At 61.7% G+C, this 15,326-nt stretch carries 13 protein-coding genes; 3 read left to right on the top strand and 10 right to left on the bottom strand.

Going from position 1 to position 15,326, the window contains the following annotated elements; all coding sequences use genetic code 11:
• The first annotated feature begins 2 nt into the window (after positions 1-2).
• Positions 3-1,040 carry a catalase family peroxidase gene (locus tag Q8M42_RS17885; RefSeq protein WP_304871064.1) on the top strand — a complete coding sequence of 346 codons (1,038 nt, stop codon included), beginning with the start codon at positions 3-5 and terminating at the stop codon, positions 1,038-1,040.
• The gene (locus Q8M42_RS17880) at positions 1,037-1,579 is read left to right on the top strand and encodes an antibiotic biosynthesis monooxygenase (RefSeq protein WP_304871062.1); all 543 of its coding nucleotides are present in this window, start codon (positions 1,037-1,039) and stop codon (positions 1,577-1,579) included. The genes Q8M42_RS17885 and Q8M42_RS17880 overlap by 4 nt, the downstream gene beginning before the upstream one ends.
• A gap of 163 nt (positions 1,580-1,742) precedes the next feature.
• On the opposite strand, the gene Q8M42_RS17875 is transcribed toward Q8M42_RS17880, so the two are convergent.
• Genes Q8M42_RS17875 through Q8M42_RS17865 form a run of 3 tightly spaced genes read right to left on the bottom strand, consistent with a single transcriptional unit; the run spans position 1,743 to position 7,501 of the window.
• On the bottom strand, positions 1,743-4,556 hold the full coding sequence (locus tag Q8M42_RS17875) for an FAD-binding and (Fe-S)-binding domain-containing protein (RefSeq protein ID WP_304871060.1): 2,814 nt from the start codon (positions 4,554-4,556) through the stop codon (positions 1,743-1,745).
• A gap of 37 nt (positions 4,557-4,593) precedes the next feature.
• Positions 4,594-5,748: an FMN-dependent L-lactate dehydrogenase LldD gene (gene lldD, locus Q8M42_RS17870; RefSeq protein WP_304871058.1), complete on the bottom strand. Its 1,155-nt coding sequence runs from the start codon at positions 5,746-5,748 to the stop codon at positions 4,594-4,596.
• Positions 5,749-5,806: 58 nt separating this feature from the next.
• On the bottom strand, positions 5,807-7,501 hold the full coding sequence (locus tag Q8M42_RS17865; protein ID WP_304871056.1) for an L-lactate permease: 1,695 nt from the start codon (positions 7,499-7,501) through the stop codon (positions 5,807-5,809).
• A 325-nt stretch (positions 7,502-7,826) separates the two neighbouring features.
• On the opposite strand from Q8M42_RS17865, the gene Q8M42_RS17860 reads away from it, so the two are divergent.
• Positions 7,827-8,603 (top strand): FCD domain-containing protein, encoded by a 777-nt coding sequence (locus Q8M42_RS17860; RefSeq protein ID WP_304871054.1) that lies wholly within the window; start codon positions 7,827-7,829, stop codon positions 8,601-8,603.
• On the opposite strand, the gene Q8M42_RS17855 is transcribed toward Q8M42_RS17860, so the two are convergent.
• The 7 genes from Q8M42_RS17855 to Q8M42_RS17825 form a co-directional block, all read right to left on the bottom strand.
• A complete protein-coding gene (locus Q8M42_RS17855) occupies positions 8,600-10,072 on the bottom strand; it encodes an ATP-binding protein (protein WP_304871052.1) in 1,473 nt (490 codons plus the stop codon). The genes Q8M42_RS17860 and Q8M42_RS17855 overlap by 4 nt on opposite strands.
• A 1-nt stretch (position 10,073) precedes the next feature.
• Entirely contained in the window at positions 10,074-10,730 is a 657-nt protein-coding gene (locus Q8M42_RS17850; RefSeq protein ID WP_304871050.1) for a response regulator transcription factor, read from the bottom strand.
• Between the two features lie 139 nt (positions 10,731-10,869).
• Entirely contained in the window at positions 10,870-11,520 is a 651-nt protein-coding gene (locus Q8M42_RS17845) for a hypothetical protein (protein ID WP_304871048.1), read from the bottom strand.
• A 9-nt stretch (positions 11,521-11,529) separates the two neighbouring features.
• The gene (locus Q8M42_RS17840) at positions 11,530-12,321 is read right to left on the bottom strand and encodes an SDR family oxidoreductase (protein ID WP_304871046.1); all 792 of its coding nucleotides are present in this window, start codon (positions 12,319-12,321) and stop codon (positions 11,530-11,532) included.
• 8 nt (positions 12,322-12,329) lie between these two features.
• The gene (locus Q8M42_RS17835; protein WP_304871044.1) at positions 12,330-12,983 is read right to left on the bottom strand and encodes a TenA family transcriptional regulator; all 654 of its coding nucleotides are present in this window, start codon (positions 12,981-12,983) and stop codon (positions 12,330-12,332) included.
• Positions 12,983-14,479 carry an AMP-binding protein gene (locus Q8M42_RS17830; RefSeq protein ID WP_304871042.1) on the bottom strand — a complete coding sequence of 499 codons (1,497 nt, stop codon included), beginning with the start codon at positions 14,477-14,479 and terminating at the stop codon, positions 12,983-12,985. The genes Q8M42_RS17835 and Q8M42_RS17830 overlap by 1 nt, the downstream gene beginning before the upstream one ends.
• Positions 14,463-15,152, bottom strand: a complete 690-nt coding sequence (locus Q8M42_RS17825) for a thermostable hemolysin (RefSeq protein WP_304871040.1) — start codon at positions 15,150-15,152, stop codon at positions 14,463-14,465. The genes Q8M42_RS17830 and Q8M42_RS17825 overlap by 17 nt, the downstream gene beginning before the upstream one ends.
• Positions 15,153-15,326 lie beyond the last annotated feature (174 nt).

The raw sequence follows: 15,326 nt of genomic DNA, 5'->3' as shown, positions 1-15,326 counted from the left end.
CAATGCGACTACCTCTATTTTTGACCGGCGCAGCATTGGCAGGGGCGCTGGTAGCGCCCTTTGCCATCGCCGCAAACGAAGATAATTTTTCTACTATGAACAACCTGACCCAACAGCAAGACAGTCTTTATGACGCATTGCTTGATGCACTCTATGCAACCTTTGGCAATCATCCTGGCTTTCGCATTACGCATGCTAAGGGCGTGTTGTTGCGTGGAATGTTTACTGCCACGCAAGAGGCGGCGGCGTTAAGTCGAGCGCCCCATTTCCATGGACAAGCAGTTCCGGTTCAACTGCGGTTCTCCAACTTCAGTGGTTTACCAGGTACCGCAGACGCTGACCCGATGGCCAGCCCGCATGGTTTGGCTGTGCGTTTCTCGCTACCGAGCGGCGAGTTCACGGATATTGTGACGCACTCCTTCGATGGCTTTCCGGTTGCCACGCCCGAAGACTTTCTCAGCTTTTTGCAAGGCATTGCCGCGAATGTCGCTACACCGCCTGATCCTCTGCCGCTGCAAGCATTTCTGGCCACACACCCAAGGGCACAGCATTTTCTTGAAGCACCCAAGCAGGCACCCAACAGCTATGCCGCTGTGGAGTACTTTGGTGTCAATTCTCTGGTGTTCAGCAATGCGAAGGGCGAGCAGCGTATCGGCCGTTATCGCATTGAGCCGCCAGTGGCAGAGGCCGTACTAGCTGAGCAGCAAGCCGCAGCAATGCCTGCAGATTATTTGCAGGACGAAATCGGCACACGCCTTGCCAGAGGGCCAGTGAAGTTGCGCCTGGTCGTACAGTTGGCCGCGCCTGGAGATGCCGTAGACGATGGCTCGATTCCCTGGTCACGCAGCCATCAAGAGGTGGAGCTGGGCATTCTCACTCTCGACGCTGTGGTGCCAATTGCAGAGCAACAACCCGCCCAGCAACGCCTTGATTTCAACCCAGGGCGATTGCCCGACGGTATCTCGGCAAGCCACGACCCGATGATTCAAGCACGCGCGCGAATCTACCAGCGCGCAGTCCACCGCAGGCAACAACCATGAGCAATGAAACGGGTGTCAGTGTGATTGTTCATGAGGTTAACCCGCGGCATCAGGCGCTTTATGAGCAATGGATGAGCAAGGCTATTGAGGCCCATCAAAATTTCCCCGGCTACTTGGCCACGGATATTGTTAAACCGGTAGGGCAGCAACTGCGCTACGCGATCATTCTGCGTTTCGTCAGCAAGGAGCACGTCCTGGCCTGGTTGAAGTCTGAGGTGCGCCAAGGCCTGCTGCGTGAGTCGTTACCATGGTTGCGACAGGACTATTACCGCGCCGACGATGATTCAAAATTCTGGTTTGAGCCGTTGCAGGGGCGCGTCACGGTTGCTCGCTGGAAGCAATGGCTACTGTCTTGGGTCGTTGTGTTGCCCTTAACCGTCCTTATACCCTGGATAATGTCAGCTGTTCTTGAACGTACTGAGCTCAGCCTGCCGGCTTGGTTGTTCAAGGTCATGGTTGCCGGCTTGGTGTCTCTGGGCATGGTCTATTGGTTGATGCCTTGGACCACACGTGCCCTGTCTCGCTGGCTGTTGCGCTGAAGCCAGATGGCTGGCCGCTCTCTTTTTGAACAGCAGGTCTGCATCCATCTTGTTAGCCATTGGCCTGTGTGAAATGCATGGGCTGACGGCTAGATAGTTGCGCCTGTAGCTGGCTCTGGCTGCAGCCTATTTTTACTCTCGATTCTGTGAGCGTCATGACGCGCTAACTGGCGTCTTTGGCGCTGCTGACTCGGTCCAGCAGATAGACCAGCCCGTGATAATCGATGCCGCCATGCTGGCTCAGGCCTATTTCGCAGGTGCGGCTGGTGCTGATGCCTTCCTCGCAATACTGCACGGCGGACTTCAGGCTGCGCAGGGCGTGGCCGTTCAGCTCGGGGGTGGTAAAGCCCTTGTCGCCGGCAAAGCCGCAGCAGTGAATGCCTTCGGGAATAACCACCTCTGAGGTGCAGCGACGCACGATATCGATCAAACCCTGTGCTTCGCCCAGGTGTTGCGTGCTGCAGGTGACATGTACGGCGATCGGTTTGTCCTGCGGAGTGATGTGCAAATGGTCGAGCAACTGCTCACGGATAAACTTCACCGGGTCATGCAGCTTCAGGCGCGTGTCCAGGCCATCTTGAATCAGGCGCAGGGTGCAAGGGCTGGTGTCGCAGTAGATCGGGTCGAGGCCGCCACGGCTGGCCTTGAGCAGCGCATCAATCAGCTCCTGCTTCTTGCGTTCGGCCTGTTCGCTGTAGCCCTTGCAGGCAAACGGCTGGCCGCAACAGAGGTTGTCCAAGTCAGCCGGGAACACCACCTGAAAGCCGCCTTTTTCCAGCAGCGCGCGGGTCTTGTCGAGTAGCGACATTTGCTCGGCATCGCTTGCCGCTGGGCCCATGGCGCGGGATACGCAGGCGGCCAGGTAGACCACCCGTGGCCGTGCATCGTCATTGGCCTTGGGTAGTTGCAAGCGTTGCAGCGGTTGCGGCATCGCTGGCGTCCACTGCGGCACGCGGCCCTGACTGGCCTTGCTGAGCGCCGCCGAGGTGCGGCTAAGCAGGGGGGCGCCCATCAGCATGCGTGCGCCGTTGGCCACATGCAGCATCACCCGCGCGCCCTGCATGGCGCGGCGGAAATTATTCGCCAGCCAGTCGGCGCTGCGCTGGCTGTTGGCGTCGCGGCCGCGCAGCTGGCGCACCAGGTCGCCGGTATTGATGCCCACCGGGCAACGCTGGGCGCACAGGCCGGTGGCGGCGCAGGTGTCGATGCCCTGGTACTGATAGGCCGCTTCCAGATCAAAGGTGTCGATGCCAGCGCGTTTTTTCGCCTGAATATCGCGCCAGATCACGATGCGCTGGCGCGGGCTCAGGGTCAGCCCTTTGGACGGGCATACCGGCTCGCAGAAGCCGCACTCGATGCACTTGTCGACGATCTCGTCGGCGGCCGGCAGCGGCTTGAGGTTTTTTAGGTGGATATCGCGATCCTCGGAGAGGATCACGTCGGGGTTGAGAATGCCCTGGGGGTCGAGCAGGCGCTTGATTTGCCACATCAGCTGGTAGGCGTCTGTGCCCCATTCCAGCTCGACAAAGGGCGCCATATTGCGCCCGGTGCCGTGTTCGGCCTTGAGCGAGCCGCCGAACTCCACCGCCACCAGCTGCGCCACGTCGTCCATAAAGGCCGAGTAGCGGGCGATCTGCTCGGGCGTCTCGAAGGCCTGGGTAAACACGAAGTGCAGGTTGCCTTCCAGGGCGTGACCGAAAATGATTGCCTCGTCATAACTGTGTTTATCGAACAGCTCAAGCAGGCGATTGACGCCTTCGGCGAGTTGTTCGACGGGGAAGGTCACGTCTTCGATGATTACTGTGGTACCGGTCTGGCGCACCGCGCCGACGGCAGGAAAGGTGTCCTTGCGGATTTTCCACAGCAGGTTGTAGACGGCCGGGTCTTCGCTGAAATCCACCTGTTTATCCAGGGGGAAGTCGGCGATAGAGGCCATGATCAATTGCAGTTGCTCGTGCAGCAGGCTCTGGCTGGCGGCGCGCGATTCGATCAGCAGGGCGCAGGCGCTGTCGGACAAACCCTTGACCCACTCCGGCATGCCGGGCTTGTCCTGCACCGAGCGCAGGCTGCGGCGGTCCAGCAGTTCCACGGCGGACACCGGCTGCTGCTTGAGCAGGGTGACGGCGCGGCAGCAGCTCTCGACATCGGGAAACACCAGCAAGGCGCTGGCCTTGTGCGGGTGGTCGGGCACGGTGTTGTAGGTCACTGCGCTGATAAAGCCGAGAGTGCCCTCGGAGCCGACCAGGAGGTGGCTGAGGATATCCAGCGGCTGATCGAAATCCACCAAGGCGTTGAGCGATAGCCCGGTGGTATTTTTTAGCCGGTATTTATGACGAATCTTAGCGGCCAGCTCAGTGTTTGAGCGGGTGCTGCGGCCCAACTCGTTCAGTTGCATCAGCAGGTCGGCATGGGTGGAAAAGAAGCGCGTGACGCTGAGCGGGTCTTCAGTGTCCAGCACCGTGCCGTCGGCCAGCACCAGGCGCATGCCGGCCAGGGTGTGGTAGCTGTTCTGCGCAGTGCCGCAGCACATGCCGCTGGCGTTGTTGGCGACGATGCCGCCGATCTTGCAAGCGTTGATCGAGGCGGGGTCGGGGCCGATTTTGCGCTGAAACGGCGCGAGCACGGCATTTGCCTGGGCGCCGATCACGCCCGGTTGCAGGCGGATCTGGCTGCCCTGGCCACGGATTTCCCGGCCGTTCCAGTTATCACCCAGTACGATCAGCACCGAATCGCTGATGGCTTGGCCAGACAGGCTGGTGCCGGCAGCGCGGAAGGTCACCGGCACCTGATGCGCACTGGCCAACTTGAGCAGGTCAACCACCTCTAGTTCCGCTTCAACGCGCACCACCAGCTTGGGAATCAGCCGGTAGAAGCTGGCATCGGTGCCGAAGGCCAGGGTCGACAGCGGGTCGTCGAAACGACGATCAGCAGGGATCAGGCGCTCGACGGCGGTGAGAAAAGCGGCAGGCAGGCTCATGCAGGCTCCATAGTTCGGTACGGCGTCAGGTACAGCGTCAGGACGCGGCGTGGTGCAGTTCGCGCACCAGAGAATCGGCATTGATCTCGCTGATCGATTTAGCCCCGGTCAGCACCATGGCCACGCGCATTTCCTTCTCGATCAAGTCCAGCAGGTTGCTCACGCCAGCCTCGCCGTCAGCGGCCAGGGCGTAGATAAACGCGCGGCCGAGCATCACCGTGTCCGCACCCAAGGCGATCATGCGCACCACATCCAGGCCGGTGCGAATGCCGGAGTCGGCAAGAATCGCTAACTCGCCTTTAACCGCATCGGCAATCGCCGGCAGGGCGCGGGCGCTGGACATGACGCCATCAAGCTGGCGGCCACCGTGGTTGGACACGACGATGCCGTCGGCACCGAAGCTCACCGCATCCTTGGCATCCTGTGGGTCGAGGATGCCCTTGATGACCATCGGGCCGTCCCAGAATTCACGAATCCATTCCAGATCCTTCCAGCTGATGGAGGGGTCGAAGTTGTTGCCCAGCCAGCCGATATAGTCGGCCAGGCCGGTGGGGTTGCCCCGGTAAGCGGAGATATTGCCCAGATCATGGGGCTTACCCAGCAAGCCGACATCCCAGGCCCAGCGCGGGTGGGTCATGGCTTGCAGCATGCGCCGCACGGGCGCATTCGGGCCGCTCATGCCGGAGTGGGCATCGCGGTAACGGGCGCCGGGCACCGGCATATCGACGGTGAACACCAGGGTGGTGACGCCGGCTGCCTTGGCCCGCTCCAGAGCGTTTTTCATAAAGCCGCGATCTTTCAGCACGTAGAGCTGAAACCACATCGGCCGGTCGATGGCCGGTGCGACCTCTTCAATCGGGCACACCGACACGGTGGACAGGGTAAAGGGAATGCCCTTGGCGGCTGCGGCCTTGGCGGCCTGCACTTCACCGCGACGGGCGTACATGCCGGTCAGGCCGACCGGGGCCAGGGCCACCGGCATGCTCAGGGTTTCATTGAACAGGCGGGTTTCCAGGCTCAGTTCCGACATGTTGCGCAGCACGCGCTGGCGCAGGGCGATATCCGCCAGATCGGCGACGTTGCGCTGGAGCGTGTGCTCAGCGTAGGCGCCGCCATCGATGTAGTGGAACAGAAACGGCGGCAGCCGGCGTTGGGCGGCGGCGCGGTAGTCGGTGGAAGCGGAAATAATCATGGACTTCACTCGATGCAGAAGGTCAATGCGCGCCCCGAAGGGCGCGCCGGAGTGGCGGTCAGTTGGCCATCAGCGGGTCGCTAATGCCCAGCACATACACGGCAAACAGTGCGATCAGGCCGGTAAACAGCACGTAGTACAGGGTAGGCCAGACGGTCTTGCGCAGGATGCTGCCTTCGCGGCCCAGCAGGCCAACCGTGGCCGAAGCCGCGACGACGTTGTGAATCGCCACCATATTGCCGGCGGCCGCACCAATCGCCTGCACCGCCACAATCAGCGCGCTGGAAATGCCCAGGCTGCTGGCCACGCCGAACTGGAACTGGCTGAACATCATGTTGCTGACGGTGTTGGAACCGGCAATAAACGCGCCCAGGGCGCCGACGCTCGGTGCCAGCAGCGGGTAGATACCGCCCACGCTGTCAGCCGCCCAGCGTGCCATCAGGATCGGCATGCTCGACAGCTCGGCGGCGTTAACCCCGGAGTTGATCAGGATGCGCACCATCGGCACGGTAAACAGCAGCACGAAGCCGGCGCTGAGCAGTACGCCCGACGACTCCTTCACGGCGCTGCCCAATTCGCGCAGCTTCATGCCGTGGAAGAAGAAGGTGGCAAGCACCACGGTGACCAGAATCCCGCCCGGCAGGTACAGCGGCTGGAAGTTGGCACCGATACCGGTTTCGCCGAGCAGATCGGGGAAGTTGAGCATCACTGCCTTCAGCGCGGCACTCACCTCGGGGAATACCCGGCTGATCACCAGCAGCACGCCAACCAGTACGTAAGGCAGCCAAGCGCGTAGAGCGCTCATCGGCTTGGCGGTGAGTTGGTCTAGCTTCATTTCTACGGTGCCCAGCCACTCGGCTGGCCATTTGTCCGCCGGGGCGAAATCCCAGGTGGTTTTTGGCAGCAGAAAGCCCATGCGCGCGGCGCTGGTGACAATCGCCAGGCCAATCAAACCACCGCCCAGAGAAGGAAATTCAGGGCCGAGGAATACACCGGTCAACGCGTAAGGGATGGTGAACGCCAGGCCGGCGAAGATCGCGAATGGCAGCACTGCAAAACCGGCTTTCCAGCTTTTCTCGGTGCCGAAGAAGCGCGTCAGCATCAGCACCATAATCAGCGGCATCACGGTGCCGACAATGGCGTGGATGATTGCCACTTCACTGGTGATCAACTGCAGAAACTGCGCCCAGGACGAACCGTGCTCAACCAGCTGTGCACCAATGGTGGCTGAGTCCAGGCCGGTATTGACCCCAACGATGATCGGCGTACCCACCGCACCGAACGACACCGGCGTGCTCTGTACCAGCATGCCGAGCATTACCGCAGCCATGGCCGGGAAGCCGATAGCCACCAGCAGCGGCGCGGCGATGGCCGCAGGCGTACCGAAGCCGGATGCGCCCTCGATAAAGCAGCCGAACAGCCAGGCGATGATGATCGCCTGAATGCGCCGGTCCGGGCTGATGGTGGCAAAACCGGCGCGAATCGCGGTGATGCCGCCGGAATGCTTAAGGGTGTTGAGCAGCAGAATCGCGCCAAAGATGATCCACAGCAGGCCGAGGGTGATCAGCAGACCTTGTACGGTGGAGGCCAGCACGCGGTTGAAACTCATGTCCCAGGCAAACAGCGCAACGCCAACGGTAAGCAGATAAACCAGCGGCATGGCGTGCTTGGCCGGCCAGCGCAGGCCGATCAACAGAACGGCAGCCAGCAGGATGGGGGAAAAAGCCAGTAGGGCAAGAAGACCCGTCGACATGGTGATCTCTCCTTAACGCTGCGCGGTGCGCATGGGTGAATGCGGTTGCGCATCGGTATGCAGCGTTGCGGCGGGGATAAGCAATTGAGCCGACATAGAGAGACCTCGTTGGATTTTTGGAATTGTTTTAGTGTGGATAATTGGTAATACCAATTTACAAGATTGCGTCGTCAGGGTAGAAGTGCGGCCGCCAGCCTGTCAATTGGCTGCCTTACGACTTTGGTCGTAAAGCTACGCCTTGCTAGGCAGCTGAGGCGGCGATAGGCTTGCCGGCAGCGGGCTGCAAAGGCCCATGGCAGGTGGTCAAACCAATGGAGTGCGGGTTATGGAAGTGGGATCGGTGCGGCAGCGCCGTTTGTCGGACGATATCGTCAGCCAACTGGAGACCATGATCCTCGAAGGCACGCTCAAGGCCGGCGAGCGCCTACCGGCGGAGCGGGTGCTGGCCGAGCAGTTCGGCGTGTCGCGGCCGTCGCTGCGTGAAGCGATCCAGAAACTGGCGGCCAAGGGCCTGCTGGTCAGCCGCCATGGTGGCGGTAACTATGTCGCCGAGAGCCTGGGCTCGACCTTCAGTGACCCGCTGCTGCATCTGTTGGAAAGCAATCCCGAAGCGCAGCGCGACCTGCTGGAGTTCCGTCACACCCTGGAAGGCTCCTGCGCCTTCTATGCCGCGCAGCGCGCCACTGAACTGGATCGCCAGCGCCTGGGCGACGCCTTTGCCACGCTGCAGGATTGCTACAGCCGCAGCGGCAAGGTGACTCGCGCCGAAGAGGGCGCCGCCGATGCCAACTTCCATCTGGCAATTGCTGAGGCCAGCCACAACGCCGTGCTGCTGCACACCATTCGCGGGCTGTTCGACCTGCTCAAACGCAACGTGGTGACCAATATCGGCGGCATGTATGCCCAGCGCGATGAAACCCGTGACATGCTGATCGAGCAGCACCGCACGCTCTACCAGGCGATTATCGAAGGCCGCGCCGAAGACGCCCGCGCGCTGTCCAATCGGCATATCGATTATGTGCAGGAAGTGCTGGCCGACGTGCAGCAGCAGGCCCGCCGCGAAGAGCGGGCGCAGCGCCGAGGTGTTAGCTCAACCCGTTAGCGGTTGCGTGGCAGGCGCACCGCGACTTCCAGGCCGCCGAGGGGCGAGTCGCCTAGGCTGATGCTGGCGCGGTGCAGCTCTACTACGCGTAACACGATGGACAGGCCAAGGCCGGCGCCCTGGCCCGCGCCGAGCCGGTAAAAGCGCTCGAAGAGTTTTTCCCGCTGTGCCTCATCCACACCCGGGCCGCTGTCCTGCACGCGCAGTACGATGGCATCTGCCTGAGCCTCCAGCTGCACCTGAATGCGCCCGCCGTCAGGGGTGTATTGCACAGCATTGCTGATCAGGTTCTGCAACAGGGTGCCGAGGCTCGGGCCATCGGCCAGTAGCTGATAATCGGCCGGCTCAATGGCCTCCAGGTTGAGTTCCTGATGGCGCGCCAGGGCCAGCGGGATCAGCTCCGCCAGCTCGTTGCGCAGATAGCCGAGCAGGTCCAGCTCGCGCATGGCCAGTTGCGCCACGTTGGGCTCCAGACGTGCCAGGGTCAGCAACTGCGCCACCACCCGCGTCGCGCGCTCGACACCGCTGCCGAGCTGGCGCAGGGCATCGTTGCGGTCCTGCGGGTCGGGGGCTTCCAACGCGTTCTGCGCGTGGATGCGCAGCACCGCCAGCGGCGTGCGCAGCTCGTGGGCGGCGTCGGCAATAAAGCGTTTTTCCTGATCCAGCAGCTGGTTGACCTGCATCAGCAGGCGGTTGAGCGCCGCGCCCATGGGCTCCAGTTCCAGCGGCAACGGGCCGAAAATCAGCGGTGCGAGGTTGTCCGGTGCGCGTGCCTTGATCGACTCGGCCATGCGCTGCAGCGGCCGCAGCCCAAAACCCACGGCCAACCAGAGCAGCAGGGCCAGCAGTGGCAGACCGATCAGCAGCGGTTGCAGGGTGCGCCGGGCAATTTTGCCGGACAGTTCACCGCGTACATCTTCGCGCTCGCCCACCAGCACCCAGTGATGGTCGACGTTGTCGTGCAGCACAAACACCCGCCAGCGGTGCTCGCCGAGGGTCAGAGTGTGGTAACCGCTGAGGTATTTGGCCAGGCGGTTGAGGCGTTCGCTCAGCGGCTGCTCGCCAGCCGGCAGGTTGAGACCGAGCTGGGCAATCATCTCCATCAGCAGGCCCTTGGGTGCGCTGGCCGACTGGAACACCAGCTCGCCATTGTCGTCGAGCATCTGGAAGGCCAGCTTGCTTTCGTAGCTGTGCCCGAGCAGGCCATTGAGGTTGCGCGGGCTGTTTTTCAGCAGCAGGGCTTCGTCCAGCGCCGCCTGCAGGTCGCGGCGCGAGTCGGCGGACAGCTCATGGCGCACCAGGCCCATGAGCATACGGGAGGTCTGCGCCAGTTGGGCGTCGAACAGCTCTTCCACTTCATGGCTGGCATCGCTGTAAATCTTGTGGCTGATCAGCCCTAGGGAAACGCTTAGCAAGGTCAGCAGCAATACCAGCAACCGCGCGCGGATCGAGCGCAACAACTTCGGCATGTTATTTATCCACCAGGTAGCCAACGCCGCGCACGGTGCGGATCAGCTCGGGAAAGAACTTCTTGCGCAGGTGATGCACATGCACCTCCAGGGCGTTGCTCTCCAGCTCTTCATCCCAGCCATAGAGGGCCTGTTGCAGCTTGTCGCGGGTCATCACCCGTCCCGGCTGGGCGAGCAGTTCGTGCAGCAGGAGAAATTCCTTGCGTGGCAGATTGACCGTCTGGCCCTGATAACTGACTGCCTGGCTGACCGGGTCAAGGCTGATGCCACGGTATTCCAGTGCCGGTTGTGGGCGGTTGAAACTGCGCCGCAGCAAGGCGCGCATGCGGGCCTTGAGTTCGGCGACATCGAAGGGTTTGACCAGGTAATCATCGGCCCCGGCATCCAGCCCGGCGATGCGGTCGCTGGTCGAGTCGCGGGCGGTCAGTACCAGTACCGGCACCGGGTTGGCGGCAGCACGTAAGTGCTTGAGTACTTGCAGGCCGTCCATGCGCGGCAGGCCAAGGTCGAGGATGGCCAGCTCGAAGCTCTCACTGGTCAGGGCATGCAGTGCACTGCTGCCATCCTGTACCCAGTCGACGGTGTAACCCTCGGGCTTGAGCGCGGTGCGAATCCCTTCGCCAAGGGCTTTGTCATCTTCGACCAGCAGAATACGCATGCAGCCACTTCCTGTTTTTGATTCAAACGTACGTGCTGAGACTAACAGACCCTTGCAAAGCCTAGGCGAGGAAGTCGAGGCTGTTTTAAACACCTGATCGGCTCCACAAGGGACCGATCAGGTGGGGTTTAGCGGCGTATTACTTGAGCTCGGCGTTGACCTTGCTGAGCAGCGCCTGAATATCCTGTTTGCGGCCGGCATCGGCGGACAGGCGATTAGGGCGTGCAGGTGCTTGCAGGGCTTTTTCCAATGCCACTTTGGCTTCGGCATAGCGCTTGGCGCGGGCCAGGTAGTCGGCATAGAAGTAGTTGGGGTCGATGCCATCCGGGTTGATGGCCAGAGCCTGCTTGAGCATGGCTTCGGCTTTTGCATCATCGCCAAAGCCGATTGGCCAGCCGGGCACTTGGTAATACAGGCTGCCGAGGCTGGTGTAAGCCGAGCCGGACAGCGCTTTGGGGTCCAAGGCCAGGCCTTGTTCCAGGCTGGCTTTGGCCTCCTTGACCAAGCCGAGTGCGCCCAGGCCACCTTTGGCGCCCGCGTAGGTGCTGAGGATGATGCCGTTCCAGATATGCAACTCAGCGGCATCTGGCTCGGCGATAACGGCTTTTTGCGCTTGTTCGCTGAGGCTGGCAAAGGCTTTCTCGCGCTGCTCTTTAGGCACCTGATAATTGATCTCGGCCCAGCGGTCTTGCAGGCTTTGCAGTTGCGTCTGACCTTGTTCGCTTAACGCGAAGGCGGGCAGGCTGGCGAAGCAGAGCAGGGCACAGGCGGCGTTACGGATAGGGTTCATACAGGCTCCTTAGGGTTTGCTGCGGGCAAAACGCTGAATAATCGGTAGTTGCTTGCGCAGGGCCTGGTCGACCACACGGGGTAGCAAGCTGTTGAGGCGTACGAAGAGTTTTTCCGGCCAGCCGAGGTAGCGTTCCTCTTCCTCGCGGCGGATGGCGGCCAGCAGTTGCAGGGCCACGCTGTGCGGGTCGTCCATGGCGACATTGAGTTCGTCATTCATGGCCACCACGTTGGCGGCGTTCATGCTGGTTTGCGTCGCACGCGGGGCGAAGTAGAGAACCTTCACCTGAGTGTCCGCCAGTTCACGGCGCAGGGCTTCGGAGAAGCCGCGCAGGGCGAACTTGCTGGCGCAATACGCGCTAAAACCGGGGTAACCGATGGAGCCAAATGTCGAACCGAGATTGACCACCAGCGCGCGGCCTTGCTGGCGCAGCATGGGCAGCAGGCGGTGGGTCAGTTGCAGCGTGGCGGTGACATTAAGGCCGATCAGATCAGCGATGGCCGTTTCATCATGCTGCTCGAGCAAGCCGAAGTGATTGACCCCGGCGGCGTTGATTAGCGTATTGATGCCGCCGAAGCGCTGCGCGGCAGCAACCACGGCTTCACGGCCGCTGCGCTCGCGGATGTCGGCCTGTACCACTTGGACCTTGCCGCTTTGCGTCTGTGCCAGCGCCTGCAACGCCTCTGGTTGACGGCCGACCAGCAGTAACTGTGCCCCCTCGGCCAGTAAGGCACTGACCAACGCCTGGCCGATACCGCCGCTGGCACCGGTAATCACGGCGCGGCATTCGATGAGTTTCATCAAGCCTCCTATGCGCTCAGTGGCAGGCTGCGGAATATGTCGCCATACAGGCGATAGACGACTTTGGCGGTGTGTACCACCGCCGCCTTGTCATCATCGTTGTCTAACTGGTTCATCAGCTTTTTGAAGAATTCGATGTGATCCAGGTCGAGGCTGCCGTGGGAACTCAGGTAGCTGAAGGCCTTGTTCGGCAGTTGCAGTTTGTCCTGAATCACGCCGGCCACTTGTGTGGCCAGGGCGATGCTGGTGCCTTCCAGCACATTGACCATGCCGAAGAAACTCACCGGGTTATGCCGGGCGATGCGGTCGTAGACGTAGCTGACCATCAATTCGGTCGACATATGCGGCAGGCCGTTACGTACGGCTTCCTTGTCCGCGCCGCAGGCGGCGATGTCATTGAGTACCCATTCCTGGTGGCCTTTTTCTTCGTCGATGTACTCAGCAATGGCTTCGCGCAGCCACTCCAGGCGCTCCGGCAGGCGCGAACCGCAGGCCATCAGCAAGGGTACGGTGTGTTTAACGTGGTGGTAGGCCTCGGTGAGAAAGGCGATGTAGCTGTTCAGGCTGACGGTGCCGGCCATGGCCTGGGCAATGATCGGGGCGCTGAGCAGGTAGTTGCGTTCAGCACTGGTTTGTTCGAGCAGGGATTCATAGAAGCTCATCAAGCATCTCCATAGCAGGTTTGGTCGGCCATCAACTCTTCGATGGCGCTCTGGTAGTGGGTAAACAGGGCATTACGGCGCAGCCGGCCATTACTAGTGGCCAGCTCGTTGCTGCTGCTGAAAGGGTGTGCGGCGCGCAGCCAGTGGTGCACGCGGGCGTAGTCAGGCAGTGATTGGTTGGCGGCAGCCACAGCTTCGGCCAGTTGGCTGTCGCTGGTCGTCTCGAAGCGCGGCACCAGTACGGCGACGTTGCCGGGCAGGGCTTCGCCGTGCAGCCAGGCTTGGGCAATGGGCAGTTGTTGCACCAACTCGGCCTCGACCCACTCTGGGTTGACGTTGCGGCCAAAGGCGGTGATGAACTGGTGTTTCTTACGCCCGTGCAGCACCAGAAACTGCCCCTCGAAATGGCCGAGGTCACCGGTGCCCAGCCAGTCTTCATCGGTTACCGGTTCGCCCAGATAACCCAATAGGCGCGGGCCTTTGACTTGCACTTCCTGGTCAGCGCCGAGACGAACCTGCACGTGTGGCAAGGGTTGGCCAACGGTGCCGATACGGCGCTGCTCAGGGGTGTTCAGGCAGACCACCGACGCACACTCCGAGAGGCCATAGCCCTCGAAGATCGGCAAGCCCAGGGCATCGGCACGTTGCAGCAGTTGGCTGGACACGCGGCCGCCGCCGACGGCAATAAAGCGCAGTGAATCCGGTACGGGCAGGCCACGTTCGGCGGCGCTGACCAGCGCCAGCAGCAGCTGCGGCAGCAGGATCAGGCTGTTGGGTTGCGCCTGACCCAGGGCCGTCAGAAAGCGCGGCAGGTCAAATTGGCTGGCGCCCAGCAGGCCGACTTGCGCCATAGGCATCAACTCGATTTGCGCGCCGGCCAGCAGGGGGGCGTAAATGCCGGCGATGTTCTCCAGCAGTGTGGCCAGCGGCAGTACGCAGAGGTGGCGCTCAACCTGACAGCTGGCACTGGCCTGTACGAGGCTGTGGGCCACGGCAAGTTGTGTCGCCACATCCAGGCACACGCCTTTGGGCTGACCGGTGGTGCCAGAGGTGTAAGTGATCTTGCAGGTGCCGACGGGTAATTCGCTGACCACCGCGCGCGGCCGTTGCAGCACACCGGCTGCGTTGGCTGCTGCGCTCGCTGTTGCACTCGCACTGAAACCCAGCGCGCTGTACAGCGTATTTTCCGGGCCGATCAGGCAGTCGATGCTGGCACTGTCGAGTACATGCACCTGCTGATTGGTGGAGAAAAAGCCCGGTACGGGCACGCAGACCAGCCCTGCATGCAGGGTGGCCAAGTCCCAGAGTACCCAGTCAATGCCGTTATCCAGAGCCAGGGCAATGCGTCGGGCGCCGAGCTGTTGCAGGTGTTGGCTGCGGACTTCGATCTCGGCCAATAACTGGGCATAACTCAGGCTTCGGCTGCCTTCACGCAAGGCGATGGCGTCACCGAGTGCGGCCAGGTGCTCGAAAAGCGGTTTAGCGGCAGGCCACATTGGGCATGTCCTCCAGGGCATAAAAGGCTTGGTGGGCCAGGCGTGGGTATGCGCCCAGCTGCAACAGGCGCTGGTGCCCGGCATAGATGTCACCGGCCATCACTTGCGGCTGGTTGTCGTAATAGGTGCCCCAGTCGGCCTGTTCATCGCCCAGGCAGTCAGGGTTGGCTGGGCCCAGCGCTACGGGTGTTAGCCCCAAGCGTTGGAAACTGTTGAGCAGGGCCAGGGTGCCGGTGAAGGTCACCCAGCGGTAACCCAGCGCCACCAGCAGGTCGGTCAGCGCCACAATCAGCAGACGCGCGGCGCCGGGGCTGCCCGCAGCCAGGTTGCCGACTTCCACCAGTTGCGTGCGTTGCGGTGCATTGGCCACTTTCTTGGTGGCAATCACCTGCTCTGCCGGTTGCTGCAGATAGCGCTCAAGGAACAGCGGGCCACCGCCGGCGCTGCGCAACCCCACCGCCCCGAGCAGTTGACCGCTGTTGTCTTCCAGGCTCAATAGGCAGGGCATGAAGTGGCGGATACGCGCCTGATGCTGAGCCGCGAAACGCTCGCCGATAAAGGCTTCAATGCCTGCCCGGCGTGGGCTTTCGCTGTTGGCCAGGTAGAGACTGAGCGGTTGCTCACGGCCGATCTGTGCAAGTGCAGTATCTTGATACACCCAAGGCAGCTCCATGGAAGGAACCTCATCTGAGAACTTGGGTGTGAGTTTCTGCTCGCAGTCTTAACGCTAAATTAAGTCGAGAAATATTCTGCGCAGGCGATTGCGGGCATTTCATTGCTTGCACTGCAAGCACTCCAGCCCATAGCCTGCAAAGCCTGCCTGTGGAGTGACTACAGGCTTGGTTTG

This window comes from Pseudomonas sp. (genome assembly GCF_030684895.1).
In the GTDB taxonomy this organism is placed as follows: Bacteria; Pseudomonadota; Gammaproteobacteria; order Pseudomonadales; family Pseudomonadaceae; genus Aquipseudomonas.
Note: the sequence above shows the minus strand (reverse complement) of the source record. Positions and strands in the feature narration are given on the sequence as shown.